This window comes from Micromonospora marincola (assembly GCF_056150385.1).
Genome location: NZ_JAXCFT010000004.1, coordinates 323348 through 349801, shown reverse-complemented (window position 1 = coordinate 349801; position 26454 = coordinate 323348). Strand labels below are relative to the sequence as shown.

Here is a 26454-nt window from a genome sequence, read left to right as displayed (position 1 = left end):
TTAATGGGCGATCGCCCATTAGAGTGGGCACATGGTCACTCTACCGTCGCAACCACACGAGGCCCGCCGCGTCGCAGAGTCGTTCGGAAACGACCCCGGGCGCTACGACCGCAGTCGGCCGCCGTATCCGGATGCGTTGATCGAGCACATCGTCGCCGCCGCACCGGGCCCCGCATTTGTCGACGTCGGTTGCGGAACCGGGATCGCAGCCCGCCAGATCCGCGCCGCCGGGCGTACGGTCCTCGGGGTCGAGCCCGACCCTCGGATGGCCGAATTCGCCCGCGCGAGCGGCATCGACGTCGAGGTGGCGACCTTCGAGGCGTGGGAGCCCGCCGGCCGCACCTTCGACGCGATCGTCTCCGGCACGGCCTGGCACTGGGTTGACCCGGTCGCCGGAGCCGCCAAGGCAGCCGAGATATTGCGCCCGGGCGGCGTCCTCGCGCCGTTCGGCCACGTCTACGAACTGCCGTCGCCGATTGCCACAGCGCTCGCTGACGGGTTACGCCGGGCGGTGCCGAACCTGCCCTATCAACAGCCGACCGGTTCCATTCTCGACGGCTACCGCGCCCTCTACGACCGCGCCGCCGAGGGAGTCCGCGCGTCCGGCTGTTTCGCCGAACCCGAGATCCGTCGTTACGACTGGCAGCGCACCTACACCCCGGACCAACTGCTCGAACTCATCACGACGTCCGGCGGCCTCGCGAGCCTGCCACCGGATGATCTCGCCGAGATCCTGTCGACGATCACCCCCGCGGTCGACGGCGACGTCACCCTCGCCTATGCCACCTGGCGCCTGACCGCCGTCCGCAGGTAACCCGGCGACGCCGCTCGCCACGGCAGAAGGCGCCTGGCGCGTCAGTTCCACCTCGCGCGCGATACGTGCCGGTTGCCGAATGCCCGGGAACTGACCGGGCCGGACCGCTGCCGAAGCCGCCCACGATGACTACCGTGACGTCCGCCCCGTCCGGGCCGGCGACCGGGGCCGCCACCGGCGGCCCCGGCCCGGGGTCAGCTCCCGCAGATGCCGTATCCGTTGAGGCTCCACGAGCCGGCGAAGCCGTCGGCGTCCTCGTCCGCCCGCACCCGCGCGGTGTTCCCCCCGGTGATGTTGACCCCGGTGAGCAGCACCTGCCCGTTGCCGGCGTTGATGTCCGCGCCCGCGCCGTAGAGGCCCTTGCCGGCCGGGCACGCCTTGAGGCCACTGTCGGACGAGTTGCTCGCGCTCGTCCCGATGGTCACGACCCGCTCCAGCCCGGCGGGCCCGTTGGCGCAGACCGCGATCGAGGTGGCACTCCAGCCGGCCGGCGAGGTGCCCTGCACCGCGACCGCCCGGACGGTCACCGACGTCAGGTCGAACGACGGCACCACCTGGTCGAGCACGACGTCGCCCAGGCCGCTGTTGATCCGCCCACCCATGCCGATGACCTTCTTCGTCCCGCAGCTCGCCGTGACGTACTCCGTCCCGACCGCCCCGGTCGCGGCCACGACCTGGTATCCGGCCGGCGCGGTGGCGCACTGGGCGAGGGCCTGGAGCCCCCAGTCGCCGGCGAAGTTGACCGGGCCCACCTCCCGCATGGTCGCGATGAACCCGGTGCCGTTCGCCAGCGGCTCCAGCCGGTCCAGCCCGACGCGCCCGGCGGCCGACGAGCCGGCGGGGAGGAAGCCGCCACCCCCGGTGACCACCTTGCCGGTCGGGCAGGAGGCGAGCGCCGACTTGTCCGCGCTGCTGTCGGCCGCCGACTGGGTGACCGTCTCCAACCCCGCCGGCGCCGCCGAGGCCGGCGCCGCCCAGCCCATGCCGGCCACCACCGCAGCCGTCGACACGACCGCCGTCAACACGCCCCGCCCCTTGATTGCTCGCATGTCGCTCTCCCTGTCCGCCTCGGCCGACGCCGCGCCGGCCCGCCTCCCGACGGACCCGCGGGCCCGTCGGCTGAGGAGAGCCTGGGCGGGGCCGCTTGCCGTCCGCTATCCGACGGCTTGGCGCCGGCCGTGCCGGCCGCGCCGTCCATAGACTGTGGTCGTCCGATCACGACTGACGAGGAAGCCATGCGGTGGTCCGTCCTCGGCCCCGTCCAGGTGACCGCCGGGGGGCGGGTCCTTCCCATCGACCGCCCTCAGCAACGCGCGGTGCTCGCGCTGCTGCTCCTCAACGCCGACCGGCTGGTGGCTCTCGGGCAGGTCGTGTCGGCGCTCTGGGCCGACGACCCTCCGGCCAGTGCCCGGACCCAGGTGCAGGTCTGCGTCTCCCGGATCCGGGCGGCCCTGCGCGAGGCGGGCGCCGCCGAACTGCTGACCACCCAGGGCGGCGGCTACCGGCTCACCGTACGCGGGGCCGAACTGGACCTCGCCGAGTTCACCGTGGCGGTCGAGCGGGCCGGCGCCGAGGAGGCGGCCGGCCGGCGGGTGGAGGCGGCGCGACTGCTGCGCGACGGCCTGGCGCTGTGGCGGGGGCCGGCCCTGTCCGGCGCGGCCGGCGCCTTCGTCGACGCTGCCGCCGCCGGCCTGGAGGAACAGCGGCTGCTCGCGTACGAGCGGCTCGCCGCCGTGGAACTCGGCCTCGGCCGGTTCGCCGCGACCGCGCGTGCCCTGCGCCCCCTGGTGGCCGAGCATCCGCTGCGGGAGCCGCTGGTGGCCGGGTATCTGCTCGCCCTGGCCGGCTGCGGCCAGCAGGCCGCCGCGCTGCGGCTCTACGCCGAGACCCGCCGCCACCTCGTCGACGAGTTGGGCGTGGAGCCCGGCCCCGAGTTGAGCGGCGCCCACCTGCGGGTGCTGCGCGGGCGGACGCCTGCCGAGCCCGCCCCCGCGGAGCCGACCGGTCCGCCTCCGGCGCAGCTTCCCGGCGACCCCGCCTGGTTCACCGGCCGCGTGGCGGCGCTCCGGCAACTGGACGCGCTGCTGCCCGCCGATCCGGCCGGAGCAGCCCGGGGCGGCGGCGAGGTCGGTCCGGGCCGGGCGGTGGTCATCTCCGCCATCGCCGGCACCGCCGGGGTCGGCAAGACCACCCTGGCGGTGCACTGGGCCCACCGGGTCGCGCACCGCTACCCGGACGGCCAGCTCTACGTCAACCTGCGCGGGTTCGACCTCGACGGCCGGGCCGTGTCGCCGGGCGAGGCGCTGCGCGGCTTCCTGGAGGCGCTGCACGTGCCGCCCCAGCGGGTGCCCACCGACCTGCCCGGGCAGGCCGCCCTGTTCCGGACCCTGCTCGCGGCCCGCCGGGTCCTGGTGCTGCTCGACAACGCCCGCGACGACGAGCAGGTGCGGCCCCTGCTGCCGGGATCCTCGGGCAGCCTGGTCGTGGTGACCAGCCGCAACCGGCTCACGGGCCTGGTGGTCAACGCCGGGGCCCACCCGGTGACGCTGGATCTGCTTCCGCCGGCCGAGGCCCGGGAGCTGCTTGCCGGTCGGCTCGGTCGTGGTCGCGCCGGCCGCGAGTCGGCGGCGCTGGACGAGATCGTGCGCCACTGCGCCGGCCTGCCGCTGGCCCTGGCCGTCGTCGCGGCCCACGCCGTCGGGCAGCCCGCCGTGCCGCTGGCGGCGCTCGCCGCCGGACTGCGGGACACCGAGCCGGACCGGCTCACCGCGTTGGCCACCGGCGACCCCACGACCGACGTGCGGGCGGTCTTCTCCTGGTCGTACCGGGCGTTGGACGCCGACTCGGCACGGCTGTTCCGGCTGCTCGGGCTGCACCCCGGCCCGGACGCCGGGCAGGCGGCCATGGCCAGCCTCGCCGGCCTGCCGCCGGCTCGGATCGGCCCGCCGCTTGCCGACCTCACCCGGGCGAACCTGCTCACCGAGCGCACCGCCGGCCGGTACGCGATGCACGACCTGCTCCGCGCGTACGCCTCGGAACTGTGTCGCGGCACCGACCCGGAGGCCGAGCGGAACGCCGCCCGACGCCGCCTGTTCGACCACTACCTGCACGCCTCGCACGCGGCGGACCAGCTACTCGACCCGTACCGGTTGGCGCGGCCGGCCGCGTTGCCGCCGCCCGAGCCGGGGGTGACGGTGGGCGACCGCCCGGAACACGCGTGGGCTACCGCGTGGTTCGCCGCCGAGCACCACGTCCTGCTGGCGTGTGTGGAGCAGGCCGCGGGCACCGGCCTGGACCGGCACGCGTGGACGCTTGCGGCGGCCCTCACCACGTACCTCGACCGCAGCGGACACTGGCCGGAGCTGGCCGCCGCGCAGCGGACCGCCCTGGCGTCGGCGCTGCGCCGGGGTGACCTGGCCGGTCAGGCCCTGGCGCACCGGGGTCTCGCCATCGCCTGCACCTGGTCGGGCGAGCACGAGGCGGCGCACCGGCACTACCGACGCGACCTGGAGCTGTACCGCGAGTTGGGCGACGACACCGGACGGGCGCACACGCATCTCGGGGTGAGCTGGGTGCTCGCGCGGCAGGGCCGGCTGCGGGCGGCGCTCGACGAGACCCGGCTGGCCCTCGACCTGTACCGGGCCGCCGACTACCGGGTCGGGCAGGCCAAGGCGCTCAACAATCTGGGCTGGATGCACGCCCGGCTCGGCGAGCCGGGGCCGGCGCTGCGCTGCTGCCAGGCGGCCCTGCGGTTGCACGAGGAGACAGGCGACCGGCACGGCGCGGCGCTCACCTGGGACAGCCTCGGCTACGTCCGGCACGGCCTGGGCGACCACGACCGGGCGGCGGACTGTTACCGGCGGGCGCTGGCGCTGCACCGGGAACTCGGCGACCGGTACGACGAGGCGGAGGTGCTGGACAACCTGGGCGACAGCCTGCGGGCCGCCGGTGACCTCGACGCCGCGCGCCGGGCGTGGCGGGAGGCGCTGACGATCTTCGACGAGCTGCGCCATCCGGACGCCGACCGCCCCCGCCTCAAGCTGGCCGCCCCGGCCGTCCCGGCGGCGTCGGCGGGCGGCGACGGGCTCGGTTGGTGAGCTGGCGTGCGCGGAAATCATCTTAGTGATTAAGATAACCGAATGAGCATATCGACAGGCTTCTCGGTAGCGATCGCCGGCGCCGGGCTCTCCGGCCTCTGCCTCGCCCATTACCTGCTGCGTTCCGGCGTCGACGTGCACATCTACGAGCGGGACCCGGGCCCCTTCGTCAGGCGGCAGGGCTACCGGATCATCCTCGACCGGTACGGGCTGGCGGCGCTGCGCGAGAGCCTGCCCCGCCCGCTGTACCGCCTGGCGCTCGCCACCGGCGACGAACCCGGCGGGCACCTGCGCTTCACCGACAGCCGGCTGCGGGACGCTTTCACGATCACCTTCAAGGACGACCCGCACGCGACCCGGCAGGTGGACCGGCTGACCCTGCGGTCGATCCTGCAGGCCGGGCTGGACGGGCGCATCCACTACGGCAAGGCCGCCATCGCGGTGGACGACAACGGCCCGGCCGGGCTACGGCTGCGGTTCTCCGACGGCGGGGCCGCCCCGGCAACAGTCGTGGTGGGCGCGGACGGCGTCGGTTCCGCGCTACGCGCGCAGCTCATGCCGGACGCCGACCCTTCGGACACCCCGATGGTGGGCATCTACGGCCGGTCGCCGCTGCGACGCGACGGCGCGAGCGTCATCCCCGACGCGCTGCGTACCAGCGGAGTCCTGGCCATCGCCGACCGGCCGGGCCGCGCCTTCTTCTTCACCTCCATGCGGTTCGGCGAGAGCCCGGCGGAGGCGTTCGCGCGCCTGGCCCCGGGCAGCTACGCGCCCACCGGCGACGACTACGTCATGTGGGCGCTGCTGCTCCGGCGGGAGGAACTGCCCGTCGGCGCCCGCGGGGACCTGCGGACGCTGTGGAAGCTGGCGGCCCGGATGAGTACGGACTTCCACCCGCTGGTCCGGCGGCTTGTCGACACGGCCGAGCTGGACGCCACGGTGCTCAACCTCTTCGCCACCGGCCGGCGGCCACGCCTGTGGGCGGTGCCCCGGGCGACGATGATGGGCGACGCCGTACACGTCATGCCGCCGTTCGGCGCCCACGGCGGCAACACCGCGCTGCGCGACGCCGCCCTGCTCGGCCGTCGGCTGGTCGAGGCCCGCACGAGCGGCACGCCGGTGGAGGCGGCCATCGCCAAATACCAGGACGAGATGGTGCCGTACGCCTTCCGGGCCGTCGACACCGCCGCCACGCTCATGCGCCGCCTCACCGGAGAAGCCGCCGCACCGCACTGGCTGCTGACCCGCGTGTTACCTCGGCTGCACCGGGTCACCGTTCCGGAGGCATGATTGCGGGCATGTCCCACGAGCCGGCCCGTGCCTCCGCGATCGCCGACCTCATGCGCGCCGGACGGGAGACGTCGCGGCTGTCGATGGTGTTCCGGTACGCCATCGCGGAGCGACTGGGCCTCACCGTGAGCGACCTGGAGTGCCTGGACCACGTCGCGGACACCGGATCCGCCACCGCGGGGCAGATCGCCGAGCGAACCAACCTCACCACCGGGGCGGTCACCAGCATGCTCCGCCGGCTCCAGCAGGCGGGCTACGTGACGACCGAGCGTGATCCGGCGGACCGGCGGCGGGTCATCGTCACCCCGCGGCCCGAGCGGATCGCCGAGATCGAGCGCCCGTACGAGCGCTTCGCCGAGCGGGCGCGGCAGCTCATCGAGGGCTACCGCGTCGAGGAGATCCGGCTGCTGGTCCGGCACCATGACCACATGCAGGCGATGTACCTCGCCGAGTTGGACCGCCTCCGCGACGACGACACCGCGCAGCGGCCCGCCTGAGTTCTCATCTGCCGAACAACACCTTGACGTACGTCTATCTCTGGCGACATCGTTCAGCCATGGTGGTCACTGGTCCCGCAAGGTTGATCCGTCGCTTGTGGCCGCTGGTCGTGGCTGCCGCCGTACTGCCGGTCGGGATCCTGGGTGTGGTCCTGGCCTCCACCCCCGCGGCCGACGCCGGCACCCTGTCGGCCCTGGCCAGCGTCCCGCCGGCGACCCCGCCGATCTCACCGGCGCCACCGACAGCGCCCACGCTGCTCACGGCCACCCAGGTGACCTCGACGTCGGTCACCCTGAGCTGGACCGCCGCCACCGCCGGCTGCTGCGCCGTCACCAACTACACCATCATGTACCCCGAGCCGTTCAGCGACGTGATCCCGACCACGACTGTCGGAGACGTCACCACGGCCACGCTCACCATCTCGCCGACCCGCGAGTACCACATCAGGGTCGCGGCCAAGGACTCGGTGGGACACGCCTCCCCCTGGTCGAACCAGATCATCGTGGTGGCGCCGGCCACCGACAACGGCCCGGACACCGTGCCACCGGGTTCGCCGACGAACCTGACCAACCGGAACGGCACGCTCTACTGGTCGGCCGCGCCGGACAACATCGGCGTGACCGGATACCAGGTCTACAAGTTCGACGGCTGGTTCACCTCCACGCTGCTCGGCACCACCACGTCGACGACGTACCAGTTGCCGCCGTCGGCCACCACGGGACCCGGCCCGCACATCCAGTTCTACGTACGCGCCAGGGACGCCGCGGGCAACCTGTCGGCCGCGTCCAACACGGTCGACGCGACCGACTCGACGCCCCCGGCCGACCTGCCACCGACCGCGCCGAGGAACCTGGCGGTCAGCCGGATCACCACGACGTCGGTCACCCTGACCTGGACGGCGGCCGAGCCCGGCTGCTGCGACGTCACCGGATACACGCTCGGATACTTTCAGGCGTTCTACGACCTGGGGGACTCCGTCCGGGTCGGCAACGTCACCACGGCCACGGTCACCCTCAAGCCGGCCACGCAGTATCGATTCATGGTGCAGGCCAGCGACTCGGGCGGGCACAGTTCACAGTGGTCGGACCCGCTCACCATCATCACCCCGGCGACCGACACCGGCCCCGACACCGTGCCGCCGAGCGCCCCGGGGACGCTCACCGCAAGCGACGTGACCACCACGTCCGCCAAGCTGACCTGGACGCCCTCGACGGACAACGTCGCAGTGACCGGCTACAACGTCTACCGCTGGGACGGGGTCTTCGTCTCGACGCTCGTGGCCACCGTGCCCGGCACCAGCTACACGGTGGCACTCGCGCCGTCCGGGCCCAACCGCTACTACGTTCGGGCCCGGGACGCGGCAGGCAACGTGTCGATCGCGACGAACGAGGTCCGAGCCGACCCGGCACCCAGCCCAACCTGCGCGGTGACCTACCACAAGCAGTCGGAATGGTCCGGTGGATTCGTCGCCGACGTCACGATCAAGAACACCACCACGACCGCCGTCAACGGTTGGACCCTGACCTTCACGTTCCCGGGTGACCAGCGGATCACCACGCTCTGGAGCGCCACCCACACCCAGTCCGGCTCCGCCGTCACGATCCGCAATCCCAGTTGGAACGGCACGATCGCGGCCGGCGCGAGCGTTTCGTTCGGCTTCCAGGCGACGTGGAGCGGCAGCAACGCCGCCCCCACGAGCTTCTCGCTCAACGGCGTCCCCTGCCGGTGAGCCGGCACGTCGGCGGTCAGTCCGGCAGGCCGAACTGCAGCCGGACGTGGACCCGCTCGGTGACCTTGTCACGCCCCCCGAGGGCGTCGCGGACCTCGCCGGCGAACGCGGCCCGGCCCTGCGGGGAGGGCAGCCGGTCGGCCGACATGGCGGAGAAGACGCCGCCAACCATGTCGTCGACGGTGAGCGGTGCGTCGTACCGCACCGACGACTCAGCGTATCGATAGCCGGCGCTGACGAGGGCGTCCTGGTTGCGTCGGCGGCCCTCCTCATCGGTTTGGCACGTCCCCGTGACGGGATGCCCGAACAGCCGTTCCATGCATCCGCGCAGCGCGCCGGACCACTCGGTGTCCTGCAGCCACAGAGGTGCGCCGTTGGTGATCACGGCGACGCCGCCGCCGGGACGCAGCAGCGGCCGGGCGGCATTGAACAGCACGTCGCGGTCCATGAAGTGGATAGCGACAGCGACGGTCAGCGCGCCGATCGTCCCTTCGCCGAGTAGCCGGCCCAGCGCGGGCAGGTCGCTGTCCGCGCCGAGCAGCCACGTGGCGTTGGCGTGTGCGGCGTTGTGGGCGGCCTGGCGGGCCAGGGCCAGCATGTCCGGCTCCGGATCCACGCCGATGACGGCCCCGACCCGGGCGGCGAGTGGGAGGCTCAACTGGCCGGTGCCGCAGCCGAGGTCGACCACCCGGTCGCCGGCGCCGAGACCGAAGGCCCCGACGAGGGCGTCGAGGACCTGGGGCGGGTAACCGCGTCGGTGCCTCGCGTAGTACGTCGCCAACTCACCGCTGAAGCTCGCTCTCATTTCGACAGCCTGCCCACGGCAGAGGGTGGGAAGCGAGCGATTCTGCTCAGGGCATGGTCGACGTGTCGGTGGGGCACCCGTTGGGCTGGGTGGTGGGTGGGGCGTTTCCTGGGTTGAGCAGGCGACGGATCAGCTCACAGGTGCGGCCGGGATCTCGGACGCCCCTGAGATGGGCAACCACTGTCCCGTCAGCGGTTGCCTCCACGTCATGCCAGCCGACACTTCGGCGGTTGGCCCGTCGGGCTGTCGCGCCGCCCTGGGCGATGTCGGCGGTGACGACCTCCACCTGTCCGTAGCCGAACAGCCGACCCAGTGGGGACTGCTCGTAGTGCAGGTCGATGATCCGTTGCAGAGGCACCTCGACGCGGTGGGACAGCGCCACCACAAGCATCCGCCGGTCGGTGACAGTCACATGATCATCGAAGGAGAGGAAGAGTGGAACAGCCACCGCGATGAGCAGCACGCCCGCCAGCAGGAGACGGCTCGGAATCAGCAGGGAGAGACACGGAAGGACGAACAGGCTGATGACGACGCCTGGTGCCGCTGTCCGGACAAGCAGCGCAACAGGATGCAGGCGCAGGTGAAGTCTCACCTGCTCGCCAGGAAGCGTGGCGCTGTCGTCGGCCAGTTGACGCCAGGAACCCAACTGCCAGGTCTGGGCGACAGTCCAGTCGGTGATCCACCCGTCGAGCGGCTCAGCAACCTGGGTCCTGGGAGGCGACGGGCGGGCGGCGAGCCTCGCGGCCAGGGCGGGGTCGCGCCAGCGCTGCCGGGACCAGGGCAGCGGCTGCATGACAAGCGCACCCGCCCTGGGAAGGTTTCGCCGCCGCTCGATCCAGGTGACGAACTGTTCCAACCGCTTCTGCACAAGGCTGTCGGCATCGGCCTCGGCGAGATGGTTCTGGAGCCGGAGGTGACGAAACTGGTAGACGGCGCCGATCTGTCGCAGGACACCGCGCCGGTGGGCGTCGATCAGAAATGGCATGATCCGCCAGGGCAGGCGGAACCTGAGCGCGTAGGACAGCCGAACCGCCGCGAAGCGCCGGGACGCGGGGCCGAAGGCGCTGAAGAGTGCGGTCCCCGCGGTGTCGGCCACGACATAGACCAGATACCCGACGAGCATGACGGGGCCGGCGAACAGCCAGATGAGGATCGTGTAGACGGCGCGCCTGCCGACCGTGGCGATCAGTCCGGCGCGTCTGTCCATCCGCATGAGCTGAGCGGGCCCGACGGCGCGGGAGACGTCCACCGGCTGCACCAGCCAGGCTGGCGCGTTCGCCGCCACCAGGACACCGAACACCGCTGCCACCATCAGGAAACCGTTGAGCTCCGGCAACGCCACCTGTGGTTGCCAGGTCCGCACCACGCCGACGGTGACCAGCCCTGCCAGCGCGACGGCGGCCCAGGCCATGGCCAGCCGGAGCCGCCAGGGCAGACGGCGGCGTCCAAGGGCGGAGGGCAGTGGCGGGACCGTGACGGAGCGGCCCAGCGCGGTGAAGGCGGCACCCAGAATCATCCACAGCACCACCCACGAGGCGAAGATGCCCGGTTCGAACAGCACGCCGACGGCAACCTGGGGCAGCCCGTAAGGCTCGAACAAGATATCGATCTCATTCGAGATTTCTGGCGGGAGGGTGATGCCGACGGGGCCCGCCGACGCCAGCCTGCCCATCTCGACGAAGAGGTTCCGCCCCGCGTCCGCCGCGTCCATGGCGACGACGAGGGCGACGGCGCCCCAGAGAAGTGCCATGCGTACGGCGGAGCGCACAGCCGCGACGAGCGATGCCCAGGCGAGATTCGGATCGGTCATCCGCCACCAGGCGAGATCTCGGCTGTCCGCGCGGTTCAGGTCGGCGGCCAGCGCAGCCAGCCACCGCCGCGCCTGCTTGGGGCGGCAGCGAAACCCGGTCGGGCCGGGCCGATCGCCGTAGACCGCGGGAATCAAAGCTTCGAGCAGGTGCTGTTCCATCGCCGCCGCATCGGCAAAGCCGAGCAGCTCGGTCGGATCGTTGTGCTGGCGCTCGTACACGGTTCGGGCCAGCCACAGCATCAGCGGGTTCGTCAGCACCTGAGCCGGCGCTCCGTCCGGGGCGGCGGTGAAGTTATCGAAGACGGCCTGCCACCGCCCGGTCCGACCGCCCGCGGTGGCGTCCAGGAGGTATCGCCGCACCTCGTCGGTGGACAGCGGGCGCAGGCGCACCGCTGTGGCCAGAGCTATCGAACGCCCGGCGTGGTGCTCCGCGAGCCGGTACTCCTCCGGCCGGCTCGTCAACACCAGCGGCCGGTCCGAGCCGTAGGCGTTGATCTGCTCGATCACCCAGGCGCGTTCCGGCGCGGACAGCTCGTCCAAGCCGTCCAGGACGGGAAGGATGCCGCCGGCGTCGACAAGCGCCTGAGCGAGAGTGACGGGCGTGTCGTCTCCGGCCAGGACCCGCGTGGCGAGTCCCGGGCTGAGATTCACCAGTTCGTCGGCCAGCCACCGGGACAGCGCCGCCCCGGCCTGCCAGTTACCCAACGGGACGACAAGGGGTACGGGGTCTCCGGCCGACCGTGCGGCCAGGAGATCGCGGACCAGCCGGGCCGCCAGCACGCTCTTACCCGATCCGGCCCTCCCCAGGATGACCAGCCGTGGCGTGGTCATGGCGGTGAAGAACGCCGCGACGTCGGTGAACACGCCGGTACTGTGACTCGGAGCGCCGATCGGTCCGCCGGTTCCGCCGGCGGTGGTCGGGCCGTCGACGGTCTCCCAGCGCACCGGCAGCGGCCAGGGATCGTTGATCCGCCGTAGTCGTTCCTCGTTCGCCCACACGCGCCCGAGCGCCACGGCCAGGTTCTCGGTAGCCTGCTGGAGGTCGACGTTGGACAGGGGCTTCGGCTGGGCCCATCCCCTGAGCCGGCTCACGGCCGCCGCCAGCGTGCCGGCGGCCAGGAGCAGGAATCCGGCGATGCCCGCAACCTTGTTGCCCCAGTCGAGGTCACGTGCGCGGACCGCCCAGCCGACCCAAGCGAGCAGGGCGACGGCCGCGCCGATGACGATGACTGCGAGCAGTCGGCGTACCCGCACGCTCCGCACGCCTCATCATCACCGATGAGCCGGAGATGCTCAATCATCGACCGAGCGGACTTCCCTCCCCACATGGTCAGTCGGGGCGACGCTCGCCGCCCGCGTCGCTCAGGCCGTCGACGAGCATCGCCGGAAGATCCGGAGGCGGGCGCCCAGCGACGCGCGGTGTCCCTGGATGATCGGAGCGCAAGAGCGTCGACGGCAGTGGGTTTCACATCGTGACGACGAGTTTCCCGGTCGTGTGCCGGCGGACGAAGTCGACGCAAGCTTGAGCGCCCTGGTCGAGGGTGTAGCGGCGGCCGATCGTGGCCGGCAGTTCGCCGTTTGCCGCGAGTTCACCGACCTCGCGCATCCCGCCGTGGGTCCCGTCCATGTCCAGCACGAAGTGCAGCCCGACGTCGTCGCGGTCGATCCAGTCCTGCTGCGGTACGGGGTAGGTGATCGTGAGGAGGCGTCCACCCGGGCGGATGACGCCCGCGACTGCGGCGAGGTTGTCGCTCGGCAGGGTCAGGTTGAACGCGACGTCGACGTCGGAGGGGTATTCGGATTCCGCGTACCCGATGGTTGTGTCGGCGCCGAGGGCGCGGAGGATGCCGGCGTCAGCGGCGGTCGCGGTGGCGATCACCCGCGCCTTCGCGGCAGCGAGCAACGGGATCACGGCGGTTCCGACGCCGCCGGTCGCGCCGATGACCAGGACGGTTTCGCCGGGCTGCACCTTGGCGGTGGCCATCAGCGCCCGTGCGGTCAGGCCGACGGTGGGAAGGGCGGCGGCCTGCTCGATGTCGAGGCCGGCCGGGCGGTGCGCCAGGAACGGAGTGTCGGCCTCGAAGACCGCGTACTCGGCCAGCGATCCGGTGCTCAGCGAAGGCCGGGTCCCGCCGACCATCGCCCGCAGCGCCCGTGGCACGGCCTGACCGAAGACCTCATCGCCGACCTGGTAGGCCGTTACGCCGGCGCCGACCTCGCTGACCGTGCCGGCGAAGTCGTTGCCCGGCACGTGTGGAAACTCCAGTGGAACTACGGCACGGAAATCGCCGCCGGGCAGCCGGACGTCCGCCGGGTTGATCGATGCGGCGGCGATCCGGACCTGGATCTGTCCCGGTCCGGGCCGGGGCGCCGGCACCTCCCCCACCGTGTACTCCTCGGGTGGTCCGTAGCCGGTCACGACAACTGCCTTCATGCGCTTCCCCCATAAACGGACCGAGCGGTCATGTTACCGGTCGCCAAGGTAGCAATAAGCGGACCGCACGGTCAACTTGCTAGGGTGGCGACGTGACCACCACCCGCCCGTTGCGCGCCGACGCCGCCCGCAACCGGCGGTTGCTACTGGCCGCCGCCGCCGACGAGTTCGCGGAGCGTGGCCTGGACGCCTCGGTCGCCGACATCGCCCGCCGGGCCGGTCTCGGCAAGGGCACCCTGTTCCGTCACTTCGCCACGAAGGACGACCTGCTCGCCGCGATCGTCCTCGACCGGATCGACGCGCTCGACACGGTCGGCGAACAGTTGCTCGACGCGGCGGACCCGGGCGCCGCGCTGCTGGAGTTCCTCACCGTCGCCGCGGACCAACGACAGCAACGCGACCTGTCGTTCCTGCAGGAGGCCGGCGAGCTGAACGCGGACGTGATCAGGGCCCGCGAGCGGATGTTCCGCACTGTGCACAAGCTTGTCGATCGGGCTCGTGGACACGGCTCCGTGCGGGCCGACGTCACCGGCGCCGACGTCATCCTGCTGATGTGCGCGCCCAACCACGTCACCAGCTATGTGTCAGACGCCCCGCCCGACCTGTGGCGGCGATACCTCGCCATCATCTTCGACGGCCTACGCCCGGAAGGCGCCCGCCCGCTGCCCCACCCGCCGCCCGCCGCCCTGTGACGCCGCGACACCGGGTCTTGACCGCCGATGCTGCTGGCGTCCCTGTCGACGCCGACGTGGAGTGTGTCACGATGCGGCGATGACGCGTCGTTACGTCGCCGTGGCATTCATCGTCCTCGCCGCTCTCCTGGTCGGGCTCGGCATCTTCCTCGCGCACACCGATCTCACCCGTGGAAGCCAACTGGCCGGCATCCTCAGCCTGTTCCTGAACGCCGTCGGCGTGGGGTCGGGCGTCATCGGCACCCTCATCGCCTGGCGGGCCCGGCACGGCGGCCGGTCGTCCGCCCCCGACAGCGCTCCGGGTGCTGGTACGCCGGCCGTCGACACCGCCCACACCTCGTCGATCCGCACCGGTGACCTGCATGCGGGAGGAAACATCTCGATCGCCAACCGCGATATGTACTTCGGCAGTTGCGACGAACCGCCCGACGCCACGAAGCGCTCCGATCGATGACCGTCGAGCGGGAGGGCCCATACGAGGTCCACGACGTGAACGCGGGACGCGATCTCTACCTCGCACGGACCCAGCACTTCGGGCTGACCGACTTTGTACTGGACCGCTTCGTTCCCCCGGGCGACGGGGACGCCGACTGGACCGGCTGTCCCCCAAGCGAGTTGTTGGCCAGCCAGAACGAGGTGGTGGACTTCGTCGGGCGCGAGCAGGAGCTGGACGAGTTGGTCCGGTGGCGCGACACCCCCGGCGCCGGGCTGCGTCTGGTCCACGCCGCAGGCGGGCAGGGCAAGACCCGGCTGGCCCGCCAGTTGGCCACCCGCTCCGCCGCGGCCGGATGGACCGTCCTCACCGCCCACCACCCCGGCGCGGCCCGGCCGGCCACCCACCGGAACTCCCCCGCGAAGACGCTGCTGATCGTGGACTACGCGGACCGCTGGCCGCGCTCCACGCTCGAACGACTTCTCTGCCGCGACCCCGGTCCGGGGCTCGGCGTGGACCTCAAGGTGCTGCTGCTGGCCCGCACCGCCGGCCCATGGTGGTTGGCGGTGCGTCACCCGCTGCGCGCAGCCCGCTACAGACTGGGCGAGCAGGCCCTCACTCCGCTCGGCGAGACCGAGGACCAGCGGCGGGAGGTGTACGCCGCGGCCGTACGCCGGTTCCGCAGGGCGTATCGGCTGCCCGAGATGGCGGAGTCGAATCCGCCCGGCCCGCTGGATGACCCGTCGTACCGGTCGGTCCTGACGCTGCACATGGCCGCGCTTGTCGCCGTCGACGCGGCGGCCCGGGGCGGGACGCCGCCCGCCGACCCGGGCGCGCTGTCGGACTACCTGCTCGACCGGGAGTACGCGCACTGGGCCGCTCTGCACGACGGCGGCCACCTCACGGTGGATCCGCAGATGATGGGACGCCTGGTGAGCATCGCGACCCTGACCCGACCGATGCCCCGGCCCGACGCCGCGCGGACCCTGGCCATGGTGGAGCTTGCGTCCTCGCCGCAGGCCGCCGAAACCCTGCTCGACGACCACCAGCGCAGTTATCCCCCGGCCCGGGCGGAGACGGCCCTGGAGCCGCTGTACCCCGACCGGCTCGGGGAGGACTTCATCGCCCGGCAACTGTCGACGAGCGGGCGCGGCGGCGACCAGTGGTGCGCCGACCTGCCGAGACGCCTGCTCGCCCGTGGGGCCGCCGACGACGGGCCAGCCGTTGTCGACGATGTCGTCACGAGCTACCGGCGCGCCGTGTGGACGGTCCTGGCGGAGACCGGGCGTCGCCGGCGGCACGTGCTCGAGGGCTACGTATACCCGCTGCTGACCGCCCACCCGGGTCTGATCCTGGAGATGGGCGGCACCGCCCTGTCGATCGTGGCGGAGTACGCGCCGATGACGGTGCTCCGCGCCATCGAGCCCGCTCTGCCATCGCAACGGCACGTGGATCTGGACGCCGCGGTCGCGGCCATCGTCGAACGCCTCGCTCACCACCATGTCGGGCGGACAAGCGCGGTCAGAGAGCACTACTACTGGTACTCGAAGCTCAGCGAGCGGCTTGCCTACGCCGGACAACACGAGCAGGCCCTGGCCGCGGCCGAGCGGGTCGTCCAGCTCCTCCGCGCCCTCCGTCAGAACGGATTCGACCCGTACCCGAAGGAACTCGCCGCCGCGCTTGTGAACCTCGGGTTCCGACTGAGCGACGTCGGTCGCCACCAGGACGCCCTCGCCGCCACGCAGGAGAGCGTGACGCTGCTGACCGCCTTGAACCAGACGGAGCACGGGACGGACTTTGGTCTCGGCATCGCCCTCAACAACCTCGCCGTGGATCTCAACAGCGCCAGCCGGAGCGAAGACGCGCTCCAAGCGGCCGAGAGGGCGGTTCGCATCCTCGGCTCGCTGGCGGCCGACGACAGCCACGACCACCTGGCGCAGCACGCGATGGCGCTCGGCACCCAGGGAGCGACCCTGCAGAACCTGGGCCGCCCCCGGGAGGCGCTGCGCCCGCTCATCGATTCGATCCGGATATACCGGCGGCTCGTCGAAGAACGTCCGGACACCTATTCGCCGGACCTGGCGAAGGCCCTGCACGATGTGGCGGACATCCACACGGAGCTGGAGTCATGGACCGCCGCCGAGGCATCGGTGGCGGAGTCGCTCGAGATAAGACGGCGTTTGTTCGAGGTGAACGCCGAGGCGTACGGTCTCGACTTCGCCCGCGGCGCCGTGCTGGCGGCGCAGATTCTGATCGCCACCGGCCGATCGGTCGAGGCGGCGGCCGTGCTCGCCGAGTCGAGCGAGCTTCACGAGGGGCTGCTCGCGGGGACGGAAGGGGCACCGGGTCAGGAGCCCCGCCGGTTCGGCGACGTTCCGCACCGGGTGCGGTCGCGGGCGGCTCGGCTCGCCTCCTTCCTGCTGACGTACAGCAGTGTCCTGACCGAACTCGAGCGCCACGAGGACGCCCTGGCCGCGTCCCGGCGGGCGGTGGACATCTACCGGGACCTGGTCGCGGACGCCGGGGCGGCGTACCGAGGGAAGTTGGTCACCGCGCTTACCAACCTCGCGGTCGACCTGGGCCGGCTGGGACACCAGGAGGCATGCCACGCAACGGTGTCCGAAGCCGTTGCGCTCGCCCGCGAGATCGCCGCGGACGGCTCGCCCACCGCCCGCGTCAACCTCGCCGCGGCGCTGCACGGCGTCGGCATCACCCTGATGCGGACGGATACTCCGGCCGACGCGCTCGTCCCGCTCGACGAGGCCATCGCCATCTGGACGGAACTGGCCGCCGGCGGGGACGCCGAGCTGGTCGCTCACCTCGCCCGTTCGGTGAGCGTACGCGGGATGCTCCTGGCCGACCTCGACCGACCGGACGAGGCGGAGACCGCGCTGGAACGAGCGGTGACCTTGTACCGGCAACTCGACAACTTCCACCTCGTCACCCAGGCGCGCTACTTCGGGACGACCCTGAGGGCGCTGTCGGACCTCCAGTTCCGCCGGGGCAAGGCGGAGGCGGCCCTCGCCCACACAGAATTGGCCGTGGCGTCGTACGAGGACGTGGCGCGGCGCAACGGCGTGCTGGAGTCGCTGTCGGTCGTCCATCTGGAGCAGGCACAGATCCTCTCCGCCCTGGGCCGGGACGCCGAGGCGCAGGCCGCCGACGAGGCCGCTGTCGACCGGGAACGGAAGCGGAACGAGCTGCGCGAGCACATCGGCGAGAACCCGGGCGAGCGTGCGTCGAAGGCCCGCCTGTTCAACGAACGTGGATACCACCACCTCCGCGCCGGTCGGCTGCCACTGGCGCTGGATCTCCTCCACCTGGCTCGTGACTGCTATCGGCGACGTGGTCATGGACCGGGCGAGATCATGTCCATGGAGAACATCTATCTGGTGCATCGCGCGGCTCGCCGCTATCCCGAGGCAGCCGACGTCCTGCGCCAGATCTTGGAGCGTTCCGCCGCGTCGGGCCTCGACGGCAAGATCCGCCAGTATCGGTCGGAGATCCTCATGGCCTGCGGAATCCTGGCCGAGACCGGCTGGAATGCGATCATCGCCCGCGATCCGGAACCGGAGGAGGACCTGCGCCGCGTCATCGGCGAACTCGGCGAGGACGCGCTGCGGGACCGCCAGGTCCTGGTGGTCTCCCCCGAGCAGGATGTTCTCGAGGTCGTCGGCAGCCTGAGCACGGGCGAGCGCCAGCAGTTCCTGACCGAGATCCAGAAGTGGCTCCTGGACGACGACCAGGCGCCCTGAGCGCACCGCGCCCCTTCCGCCGTCGGGTCGAGATCGAGGGTCATCGGTGGGCCAGGTGGGCCCGACCCGTCTCGCGCAGTCGCGCGTGCACGCCGCCGTACGCGACCACCCCGCCCAGATAGCGCCGCGCCACCCGGGCCAGCATCGTGTAGTTCGGGTCGCAGACGTTGCCCACCGGCGCCTCCCCCGCTTGGCTGACCAGCTGGTACGCGTCGAGCTGGTCCAACCCCACAAGCTCGGCCGTCCAGGTGACAAGGTCGTGCTGACTGATCCGGTACGCGTCCTCCAGCGGCCGGGCCGAGCCGGTGCTCATCAGCGCGTCGTCGTCCTCCAGTCGCGGCCACGGGGTCGATACGCCCTTCACCAGGTCGAGAATCAGCGTGGTGTTCATCGCCGCCTCGACCCCGGTGCCACACACCTCACCGTGGCCCTGCCGACAGTGACCGTCACCCACCGCGAACAGCGCGCCCGGCACGTTGACCCCGAAGTACACGGTCACGCCAGCCCGCAGCTCAGGCGAGTCCATGTTGCCGCCGTGGGCGTCCGGCACGATTGTCATCCGCGACTCGAACGCCGCCGGCGCCACCCCCATGGTCCCGTGCATCGGATCCAGCGGCAGCGCCACCGTGTAGTCGCCACGCCGGGCCCGGTACGTCACGGTGGCGGCGGCGACGTCGACGTCGTACATCCAGACCAGCTCATCGAGCGGCGGGTGCAGCGTGGCCGTGACGTGCGTACCCGTCAACGCGCCGAAGTGCGGAAAGGTGCTGGAGACCGCCCAGTCCCGGGCCGGTTCGATGGCCACCACGTGCACCGCGAGCGTGTCCCCCGGTTCGGCGCCCTCGACGTGGATCGGTCCGGTCACCGGGTTGAGGTAGGGGAACTCACACACCCGTGACGGCAGGTCGTCGATCCCCCGCACCCGACCGCCGTAGCAGTCCTCGGTGTACAGCTGCACGATGGTGCCGGGCCGGACCCGCAGGACCGGCTCCCGGCCGCCGAAGGTGTACGACATCTCCGCCGGTCCGGGCCGGTAGGTGACGACCTCGGTCATGGCAACTCCTCGTCTCGGTCGATGGTGGCCGGCACGCGCGAGTCCGGTGGCGTGCCGCACCACCAGCACGGGCATCGCTGTGCCGTCACGCCGACGCGCAGAGCCGTCGCGTGTAGATCGCCACACCTTCGTTCAGCGGGTTCGGGACCTCCACCCCCCCATTCGATCGCTCCCATCGGGGAACTGGGTTCCGGTCCGCCGGCCAGGGGGGTATCCCTGCCGTTCGAGCGTACCGACCTGCCGCGCCGGTCTGTCGAGCGTCAGGTGGCAAGGGTCGCCAGGGGCTTCAGGCCGTAGGTGCGGGCGTAGCCGTTCTCGATGCCCACAACCAGGTCGACGACCTGAAAGTAGCGGTCCCAGAAGGGGGTCTCGCGCAACGCATCAATCAGCAGGCGGTAGGCGTCATGGTCGTCCGCCTCCCAGACCCAGATGTCGGTGATCCGCGCTGAGTAGAACTCCGTGTCGTAGAAGCGGGAGCGGACACCGCGGGTGCGGGCCTGGATTACGGGGAGAACGTGGGTGGTGAATGCCTCGACGCGCTCGGCCACGGTCATCGCAAGCCACTCGGGCGTGGTCTTGACAAGCATGAAAGCGGTGACCGGTGGCTCGGTTCGCTCAGTGGGCATCGACGATCTCCTGCGTGGCGAGGACGGCGGGCCTGAGCGTTCGGGCGCACCACCGCGCGAATGCGATTGCCGGTCCCGCCTGCGGGGAGCGGTCGACGCCGGAGTCCAGCCCTTCATCCTTGGCGCGTTTCATGTCGACCATGGCCTCGACGAACGCCTCGTTGAGGCCGTAGCCGAGCATGGTGGAGCGCAGTTCGTCGAGCGACTGACGCTGATAGCGGACCGGACGGCCCAGTTCCTCGGTCATGATGCGGGCCAGATCGTTGGGCGAGAGGTCCTGCGGGCCGAGCACAGGGACATTGCCCACGCCGGCCCAAGAGCGGTCCAACAGCAGCACGGCCGCGGTGGCGGCGATGTCGGCGACCGCCACCATGGGGGCCGGACGGTCCGCGGCGGCGGTGTCGGTGAAGACGCCGTCGTCGCGGATCGAGTCGACCTCCTCCAGCAGGTTCTCGAAGAAGGACGGGCAGGCCAGGGCGCGGTAGGCGACGCCGGAGCCGGCGATCAGGTCGTCCATCGCCAGGGAGGCGGTGACCAGCCCGGCCTGGGCGGCCTGCGGGGTTCCACGGCCGAGCGCCGAGACGGCGACAACATGGCCGACGCCGTGAGTGGCGAAAGCCCGCGCGGCCGGGCGGGTGAAGCCGCTGTAGGCTTCGTCGGGCGGGACGGAGGCGTCCGGCGGCACCAGCCAGAAAACGGCGTCCGCCCCGGTGAGGGCTCGCTCCACGGTCGCGGCGTCGCCGTGCGAGCCGAGGATCACCTCGACCCGTCCACGGACGCCTTCGGGCAGCCGGGCCGGATCCCGGACGACGACACGTAACTCCTCACGGACTGCGGGTGCGGCCTCGATCAGCAGCGACAGCAACTGCCGCCCGATGTTTCCGGTGGGACCGGTAATGACGATCATGAAACCTCGATTGTCGGCTCGGCGGGACTCATTCATCGTGCGGGGGCCGCCGCATTGCCACAATGGGAACCTCAGCATCCAATCATTGCCTGGAGTGGAATAAGTGCGGTGAGCAGCCCAACCCCGAACCTTGACGCCAACCTCGCCGTCGCTCTCGACGCCCTACTGACCGAGCAGAGCGTCACCCGCGCCGCCGCTCGGCTGCGGACCTCCCCCGCGGCGATGAGCCGCACCCTGGCCCGGCTGCGCCGGGTGCTCCGAGATCCACTACTTGTGCGGGCCGGACAGACGATGGTGCCCACTCCGCGCGCCGAGGCGCTGCGGGACGAGGCCGCAGCGGTGGTACGACGGCTGGAGGCGTTGCTCGCCCCGAGCGGCGGGATCGACCCCGCGGCACTGCGGCGCACCTTCACCGTGCAGGCTGCGGACCTGGTCGGCGCCGCAGTCGCGCCCGGTCTGCTCCGGCTCGCCCGACGCCAGGCGCCGGGCGTTTCGCTGCGGGTGCTGGCGGAGGAGTGGGAGGCCGGCCCCGCACTGCGTGACGGACGGATCGACCTGGAGATCGGGGCCATCGACCACGTCGACCCGGAGACCCGGGTCGAAGAACTCGTCACCCTGCGCATGACGGCTGGCGTGAGGGCCGGGCACCCACTCACCGAAGGAACTCTGACGGCCGCCAGGCTCGCTGCGGCCGAGCACGTGGCGGTCAGCCGCCGCGGACGCTTTACCGGGCCGCTGGACACGGCCTTGGCCGCGCAGGGGCTCAGCCGTCAGGTCGGCGCAGTCCTGCCCGGACACCTCGCCGCGATGATGCTGGCCGCAGCCGAGGACATGGTCTGCCTGGTGCCGACCGCCCTGCCGGGCGAGCCTCCGTCACGGCTCAGCGACGCGGCGCATGCGCTGGGACTGCGCCTACTGGAAATCCCACTGCCACTGCCGCCGCTGACGATCGGCATGGCCTGGCACCCACGCCACAGCGTCGACGGCGCCCACCAATGGCTGCGTGACGCCGTGCGCCGGGTGCTTTGTCCCGCCCGAGAGGAATAGTCGAGGCACCACGCGCTCAACCCGGCCACCGGGACAAGGTGATCGTGGGGAACTGATGCGGGGCGCTGCTTCCTCGCCTAAGCTGCGTCACGTATATATTGATGTTTATCGATAACAGGCGTCGGTGGCCGGGCCAGCTCACCGACAACCACGGGCCTCGCATTCACCGACCCCGATTGGAGTACCCCGATGACCTGGCGTCCAACCATCGCCGCACTCGCCGGCCTGGGCCTCGCGCTCACCACCGCACCAGGCCCCGCCGGTGCCACACCCGCACCCCCGGCACCTCGGGACGCCGCTCATGTGAACGTTCACACCAGCCCGTTCGCCGGCCCACCCGGCGCGCCCCCCGGGGTCTGCCCGGGCGGCACCGGGTACGGCCCACCCCTGCCGGCCAGCTCCGTGTCCGCGACGAAGATCCAGAGCGGGTTCTCGTTCCTCGAAGGGCCGGTCTGGATCGCCGACGGCGGCTACCTGCTGATGTCCGACATGGCCGCGGGCACCGGGCCGAACAACGTGCAACCATCCACGATTCGCCGGTTCACGCCGCCGGCGACCTTCGACACCTTCATCGCCAACGCCGGCAGCAACGGCCTGGCGCTCAGCCCCGACGCCCAGCAGATCATCGCCGCCACCCACGACCAGCGGAACGTCTCCGCATACCGGCTGAGCGACCAGACCCGCAGCACCGTCGCCGCCAACTACCAGGGCCGGGCGTTCAACTCACCTAACGACGTCACGGCCCGTTCCGACGGCGTCGTCTACTTCACCGACCCCAACTTCCAGCGCGGCAACCGACCCGACCAGATGAGCGGACGTACAAGCGTCTTCCGCGTCTCCGGCGGCCAGGTGTCGCTCGTGGACGACCGGCTGCGGCAACCCAACGGCATCGCGCTCTCCCCGGACGGCAGCACGCTCTACGTGGGCGCCTACTCCGAGAACAAGATCTACAGGTACGTCGTCCAGCCCGACGGCAGCACCGGCGCCCGCAGCGTCTTCGTGAACTACCTCGGCGGTCCCGACGGGGTCACCATCGACTGCGCCGGCAACGTGTACTGGGCCTCCGGCTCGGACGGGCTGATCCACGTCTACTCGCCCGCCGGCGCGCAGCTCGGCACTATCCGCTCCGGCGGCGCCGGCACCACGAACGTGGCGTTCGGCGGAACCGACCGGCAGACCCTCTACATCACCTCCGGCCGGACGAACGACTCCGGCCTGTACAGCGTGCGACTCAACGTCCCCGGCTACCCGTACTGACCAAGAACCCCCGGAAGGAAAAGCATCCGTGCGGATTAATCCTCGCCAGCGCCGACACCGCGTCCCGCTCGCCCTCCTGGTCTGCGCCGGCACCATCCTGACCGGCGTACCCGCCAACGCCGCGCCGGCCGCGCCGGCGACCGGGAGCCGGCAGGCGGCCCGGCTCGCCGCCGACACCAGCCCGCCCACCCGGCCGACCGGCCTGCGCAGCACCCGGCTGACCTGCCAGTCCGTCACGCTCTCCTGGTACGCCTCCCGGGACAACGTGGGCGTCGCCTTCTACGACATCTACCACGACGGCCAGCTCGTCACCTCGGTCCCGGGACGGACGCTGACCGCGACGCTCAGCGTCGTGCAGGGTGTCACCTGGGGCTGGTACGTCAACGCCCGCGACGCCGCCGGCAACGTCTCGCAGGCCAGCTCCACGCTCTCGGTCACCCCGCCGTTCTGCCAGCAGGACACGTCTGCGCCAAGCACGCCGACCAACCCGGCCGCGACTGTCAACGGCACGGACGTGACCCTCACCTGGTCGGCCTCCACCGACAACGTCGCGGTCACCGGCTACACGATCCTGCGCAACGGTACGGCGGTCGGCTCCACCACCGGCACCGCCAGCAACCCGCCGGCGACCAGGTTCACCGACACCGGGCTGACGCCAAACACCGACTACCGGTACACGGTGACCGCCCGGGACGCCCAGGGCAATGTCTCGGGGGCGAGCGCCGCGGTCACCGCGCACACCGGCTCGGGCTGCACGAGCCCGATCTGCGGCGCCACGGCGGTCACCACCGAGAAGGACCTGCCCTGGGGCCTGGTGCAACTGCCCGACGGCACGGTCCTCTACGGCCGGCGCGACCTGTTCGACATCGTCGCCATGAACCCGGACGGCACCAATAAGCACAGCATCGGCACCGTGCCGAACGTGGCCGGCACCAACGGCGAGGGCGGCGTGCTCGGGCTGGCCGTCTCGGCCAGCTTCACCACCGACCGCTGGCTGTACATCTACCACACCACCACGACCGACAACCGGATCGTGCGCATCCGCTACGACGGCACGCTGCAAACCGACACCAGGCAGGTACTCGTCACGGGAATCCCGCGCAACAAGTACCACAACGGCGGCCGGCTGCGCTTCGGCCCCGACGGCAAGCTCTACGCCGCCGCCGGTGACGGACAGGACCCGGACGTGGCCCAGGACACCAACAACCTGGGCGGCAAGGTACTCCGGCTCAACCCCGACGGCACCGTGCCTGCGGACAACCCCTTCGGCAACTACGTGTGGAGCTACGGCCACCGCAACCCGCAGGGACTCGCCTTCGACTCCCAGGGCCGGCTCTTCGAGCAGGAGTTCGGCAACAACGTCATGGACGAGACCAACATCATCGTCAAGGGCGGCAACTACGGCTGGCCCGCCTGCGAGGGCACCTCCGGCGACTGCGCCAACCCGAACTTCAGGGCCCCGATCCGGACGTACCCGGTGGCCGACGCCTCGTGCAGCGGCATCGCGATCGTCCGGGACGTGCTCTACATCGCCTGCCTGCGTGGCAACCGGATGTACCGCGCGGAGATCAGCGGCAACACGCTCACCAACCTCCAGCAGTACTTCGTCGGGACGTACTTCCGGCTGCGCACCGTCGAACCGACCCTCGACGGCAACCTGTGGCTGACCACGAGCACCGGCGGGGACAAGGACAGCACCCCGAACAACAGCAACGAGAAGATCCTCAAGGTGACCCTCGGTGGGGCGGCGTCCGGCCCCACGAGCTGAGGTCGAGCCGGGATCCGGCACCGCCGGCTCTCGGAGGGTGCCCGCGTCGCGCGGGCACCCTCCGAGCGGTCCGTCCAGCAGCCACCAAGGCCAAGTGCGGACGAGCTAATCCCCGCCGTGAACAGTAGCTACCCGACAACGCAATGACCTTTGCGTATAGGGTCTTGCCCGATCGCCCGCGCGCCTATACAGTTGCGCCAATCCGCCCTGCGAAGTTAGTGGTCGGGCGGGTGTGTCACATTCACGGCTTACGGGGGCCATAACGATGCACGACATCGATGCATATCCATTAGCGGGTGCCGACGAATCGCTCCACGACACGATACGTGTCAATTCGGTCCAGCCAGCATAGCTCTGGCCAGCGCGCACACTGACCGCAGGAACAAGCGTTCGTCGCCTTGACCCAGGTAAACCTGGGATTGACGCAGGCGCACCGCTTGGCGTGCCTGACGTTACTCCAGACTTCCAGGCTGCAATTCTGGCGAATCGTCTGATCGACGACGATACAGCCTCGCGCCGACATCCGATCTTTAACTGACGAATGTCTACGCGCGTCCGCCAGTAGGAAGAACTCTGTCTGAATGGATACCAGAACGATGAATCTACGCGGGCTCGCCGCAACCGCTTCAATCTTACTGTTCGCCGGCATCACCCCGGCTCTGGCTTCACCCGCCAACGCTGCCAGCAATCCGAATCCATCCAGGATCACCGACGCCTCCTGGTGGTTGATGGAGGAGCTCCTGAAGCTTGATTCGGGTACGCAGAACGGCGGCATCTATGCCAACAAGAGCGGCTACCACAACACTCGCGCGGCGAACGTTTCGAACAACTATTCCGTCCGTGACACCGAGGATCAGGGAGGGCCGTCGGACAAGGCAGCCGCCTACGACTGGACCTTCCCCGAGGCTCAAGGGATTGCTGCGCTGAACGGTAACCCATCGACGATGACGGAGGGCCAAGGGTACCGGGTGGACGACAGTGATCCGTCGCCGTCCGCCGACCCTGTCGCCCCGAACGCCCAGGCCCTCAACGCTGACTACCGCCGCATCGCCCGGTATTCCACGCGACTACTGACCTCCGGCAAGGATCCCAACGATCCCCGGCTGGACGGATGGCGGGAATTCTACGGACAGACTGACAGTGACAGCACCGTGGAGGGCTGGGACTTCCGGTACGACTACGCGGTCTCGTCGGACTCGTCGCACCTTTGGCACATCCATCTGAGCGAGGATCGGAACAAGGTCACGAGCCTCGACAACAAGCTCGCACTGCTGAGTGTCCTGCGGGGCGAAACTGTGGCGCAGTGGCGCAGCAAAGGCGTACGGCTCAGTGATTACGACGGCGACGGCAAAAGCGACCCCGCGGTGTTCCGCCCTTCCACCGGACAATGGTTGCGCCAAGGCGTCGTCATGCTCAACGGCTGGGGCGAACCCGGCGA

At 71.0% G+C, this 26454-nt stretch carries 18 protein-coding genes and 2 pseudogenes; 13 read left to right on the top strand and 7 right to left on the bottom strand.

Annotated elements, in window-relative coordinates; genetic code table 11:
* Nucleotides 1-31 precede the first annotated feature (31 nt).
* Complete coding sequence (locus SM450_RS12850; RefSeq protein ID WP_474619936.1) at nt 32-814, top strand: class I SAM-dependent methyltransferase; 783 nt, start codon at nt 32-34, stop codon at nt 812-814.
* A gap of 194 nt (nt 815-1008) precedes the next feature.
* Here SM450_RS12850 and SM450_RS12845 read toward each other — a convergent pair whose 3' ends face one another.
* A complete protein-coding gene (locus SM450_RS12845) occupies nt 1009-1863 on the bottom strand; it encodes a hypothetical protein (protein ID WP_474619935.1) in 855 nt (284 codons plus the stop codon).
* A gap of 186 nt (nt 1864-2049) precedes the next feature.
* Here SM450_RS12845 and SM450_RS12840 point away from each other — a divergent pair, with 186 nt between their 5' ends.
* From SM450_RS12840 to SM450_RS12825, 4 genes are all read left to right on the top strand, one after another.
* Nucleotides 2050-4911 (top strand): AfsR/SARP family transcriptional regulator, encoded by a 2862-nt coding sequence (locus SM450_RS12840; RefSeq protein WP_474619934.1) that lies wholly within the window; start codon nt 2050-2052, stop codon nt 4909-4911.
* A gap of 42 nt (nt 4912-4953) precedes the next feature.
* The gene (locus SM450_RS12835; protein WP_474619933.1) at nt 4954-6201 is read left to right on the top strand and encodes an FAD-dependent oxidoreductase; all 1248 of its coding nucleotides are present in this window, start codon (nt 4954-4956) and stop codon (nt 6199-6201) included.
* Nucleotides 6202-6209: 8 nt separating this feature from the next.
* The gene (locus SM450_RS12830; protein ID WP_474619932.1) at nt 6210-6698 is read left to right on the top strand and encodes a MarR family transcriptional regulator; all 489 of its coding nucleotides are present in this window, start codon (nt 6210-6212) and stop codon (nt 6696-6698) included.
* A gap of 110 nt (nt 6699-6808) precedes the next feature.
* Nucleotides 6809-8428 carry a cellulose binding domain-containing protein gene (locus SM450_RS12825; protein WP_474619931.1) on the top strand — a complete coding sequence of 540 codons (1620 nt, stop codon included), beginning with the start codon at nt 6809-6811 and terminating at the stop codon, nt 8426-8428.
* Nucleotides 8429-8444: 16 nt separating this feature from the next.
* Here the strand turns inward: SM450_RS12825 and SM450_RS12820 are convergent, their stop codons facing one another.
* From SM450_RS12820 to SM450_RS12810, 3 genes are all read right to left on the bottom strand, one after another.
* Complete coding sequence (locus SM450_RS12820) at nt 8445-9233, bottom strand: class I SAM-dependent methyltransferase (RefSeq protein ID WP_474619930.1); 789 nt, start codon at nt 9231-9233, stop codon at nt 8445-8447.
* 46 nt (nt 9234-9279) lie between these two features.
* Nucleotides 9280-12306, bottom strand: a complete 3027-nt coding sequence (locus tag SM450_RS12815; RefSeq protein ID WP_474619929.1) for an NACHT domain-containing protein — start codon at nt 12304-12306, stop codon at nt 9280-9282.
* A 202-nt stretch (nt 12307-12508) separates the two neighbouring features.
* Complete coding sequence (locus SM450_RS12810; RefSeq protein WP_474619928.1) at nt 12509-13477, bottom strand: NADP-dependent oxidoreductase; 969 nt, start codon at nt 13475-13477, stop codon at nt 12509-12511.
* Nucleotides 13478-13569: 92 nt separating this feature from the next.
* On the opposite strand from SM450_RS12810, the gene SM450_RS12805 reads away from it, so the two are divergent.
* The 3 genes from SM450_RS12805 (at nt 13570) to SM450_RS12795 (ending at nt 18357) form a co-directional block, all read left to right on the top strand.
* Nucleotides 13570-14169 (top strand): TetR/AcrR family transcriptional regulator, encoded by a 600-nt coding sequence (locus SM450_RS12805; RefSeq protein WP_474619927.1) that lies wholly within the window; start codon nt 13570-13572, stop codon nt 14167-14169.
* A 79-nt stretch (nt 14170-14248) separates the two neighbouring features.
* Nucleotides 14249-14623 carry a hypothetical protein gene (locus SM450_RS12800; protein WP_474619926.1) on the top strand — a complete coding sequence of 125 codons (375 nt, stop codon included), beginning with the start codon at nt 14249-14251 and terminating at the stop codon, nt 14621-14623.
* Nucleotides 14624-14658: 35 nt separating this feature from the next.
* Nucleotides 14659-18357: a tetratricopeptide repeat protein gene (locus SM450_RS12795; RefSeq protein WP_474619925.1), complete on the top strand. Its 3699-nt coding sequence runs from the start codon at nt 14659-14661 to the stop codon at nt 18355-18357.
* Between the two features lie 40 nt (nt 18358-18397).
* On the opposite strand, the gene SM450_RS12790 is transcribed toward SM450_RS12795, so the two are convergent.
* The 3 genes from SM450_RS12790 to SM450_RS12780 form a co-directional block, all read right to left on the bottom strand.
* Nucleotides 18398-19411 carry an acetamidase/formamidase family protein gene (locus tag SM450_RS12790; RefSeq protein ID WP_474619924.1) on the bottom strand — a complete coding sequence of 338 codons (1014 nt, stop codon included), beginning with the start codon at nt 19409-19411 and terminating at the stop codon, nt 18398-18400.
* Between the two features lie 260 nt (nt 19412-19671).
* Entirely contained in the window at nt 19672-20037 is a 366-nt protein-coding gene (locus tag SM450_RS12785) for a darcynin family protein (protein ID WP_474619923.1), read from the bottom strand.
* The gene (locus SM450_RS12780) at nt 20027-20980 is read right to left on the bottom strand and encodes an NAD(P)H-binding protein (RefSeq protein ID WP_474619922.1); all 954 of its coding nucleotides are present in this window, start codon (nt 20978-20980) and stop codon (nt 20027-20029) included. Before SM450_RS12780 ends, SM450_RS12785 begins: the two co-directional genes overlap by 11 nt.
* Nucleotides 20981-21052: 72 nt before the next feature.
* Here SM450_RS12780 and SM450_RS12775 point away from each other — a divergent pair, with 72 nt between their 5' ends.
* The 5 genes and pseudogenes from SM450_RS12775 to SM450_RS12755 all read left to right on the top strand — a co-directional run.
* Nucleotides 21053-21991 (top strand): LysR family transcriptional regulator, encoded by a 939-nt coding sequence (locus SM450_RS12775; RefSeq protein WP_474619921.1) that lies wholly within the window; start codon nt 21053-21055, stop codon nt 21989-21991.
* Between the two features lie 189 nt (nt 21992-22180).
* Nucleotides 22181-23248: an SMP-30/gluconolactonase/LRE family protein gene (locus tag SM450_RS12770; RefSeq protein ID WP_474619920.1), complete on the top strand. Its 1068-nt coding sequence runs from the start codon at nt 22181-22183 to the stop codon at nt 23246-23248.
* Between the two features lie 28 nt (nt 23249-23276).
* On the top strand, nt 23277-25016 hold the full coding sequence (locus SM450_RS12765; protein WP_474619919.1) for a PQQ-dependent sugar dehydrogenase: 1740 nt from the start codon (nt 23277-23279) through the stop codon (nt 25014-25016).
* Nucleotides 25017-25612: 596 nt separating this feature from the next.
* Nucleotides 25613-25924 (top strand): annotated as a pseudogene (locus SM450_RS12760) (hypothetical protein); the annotation flags it as partial.
* A 132-nt stretch (nt 25925-26056) separates the two neighbouring features.
* Nucleotides 26057-26326: pseudogene (locus SM450_RS12755) on the top strand (hypothetical protein); the annotation flags it as partial.
* Nucleotides 26327-26454: the final 128 nt, after the last annotated feature.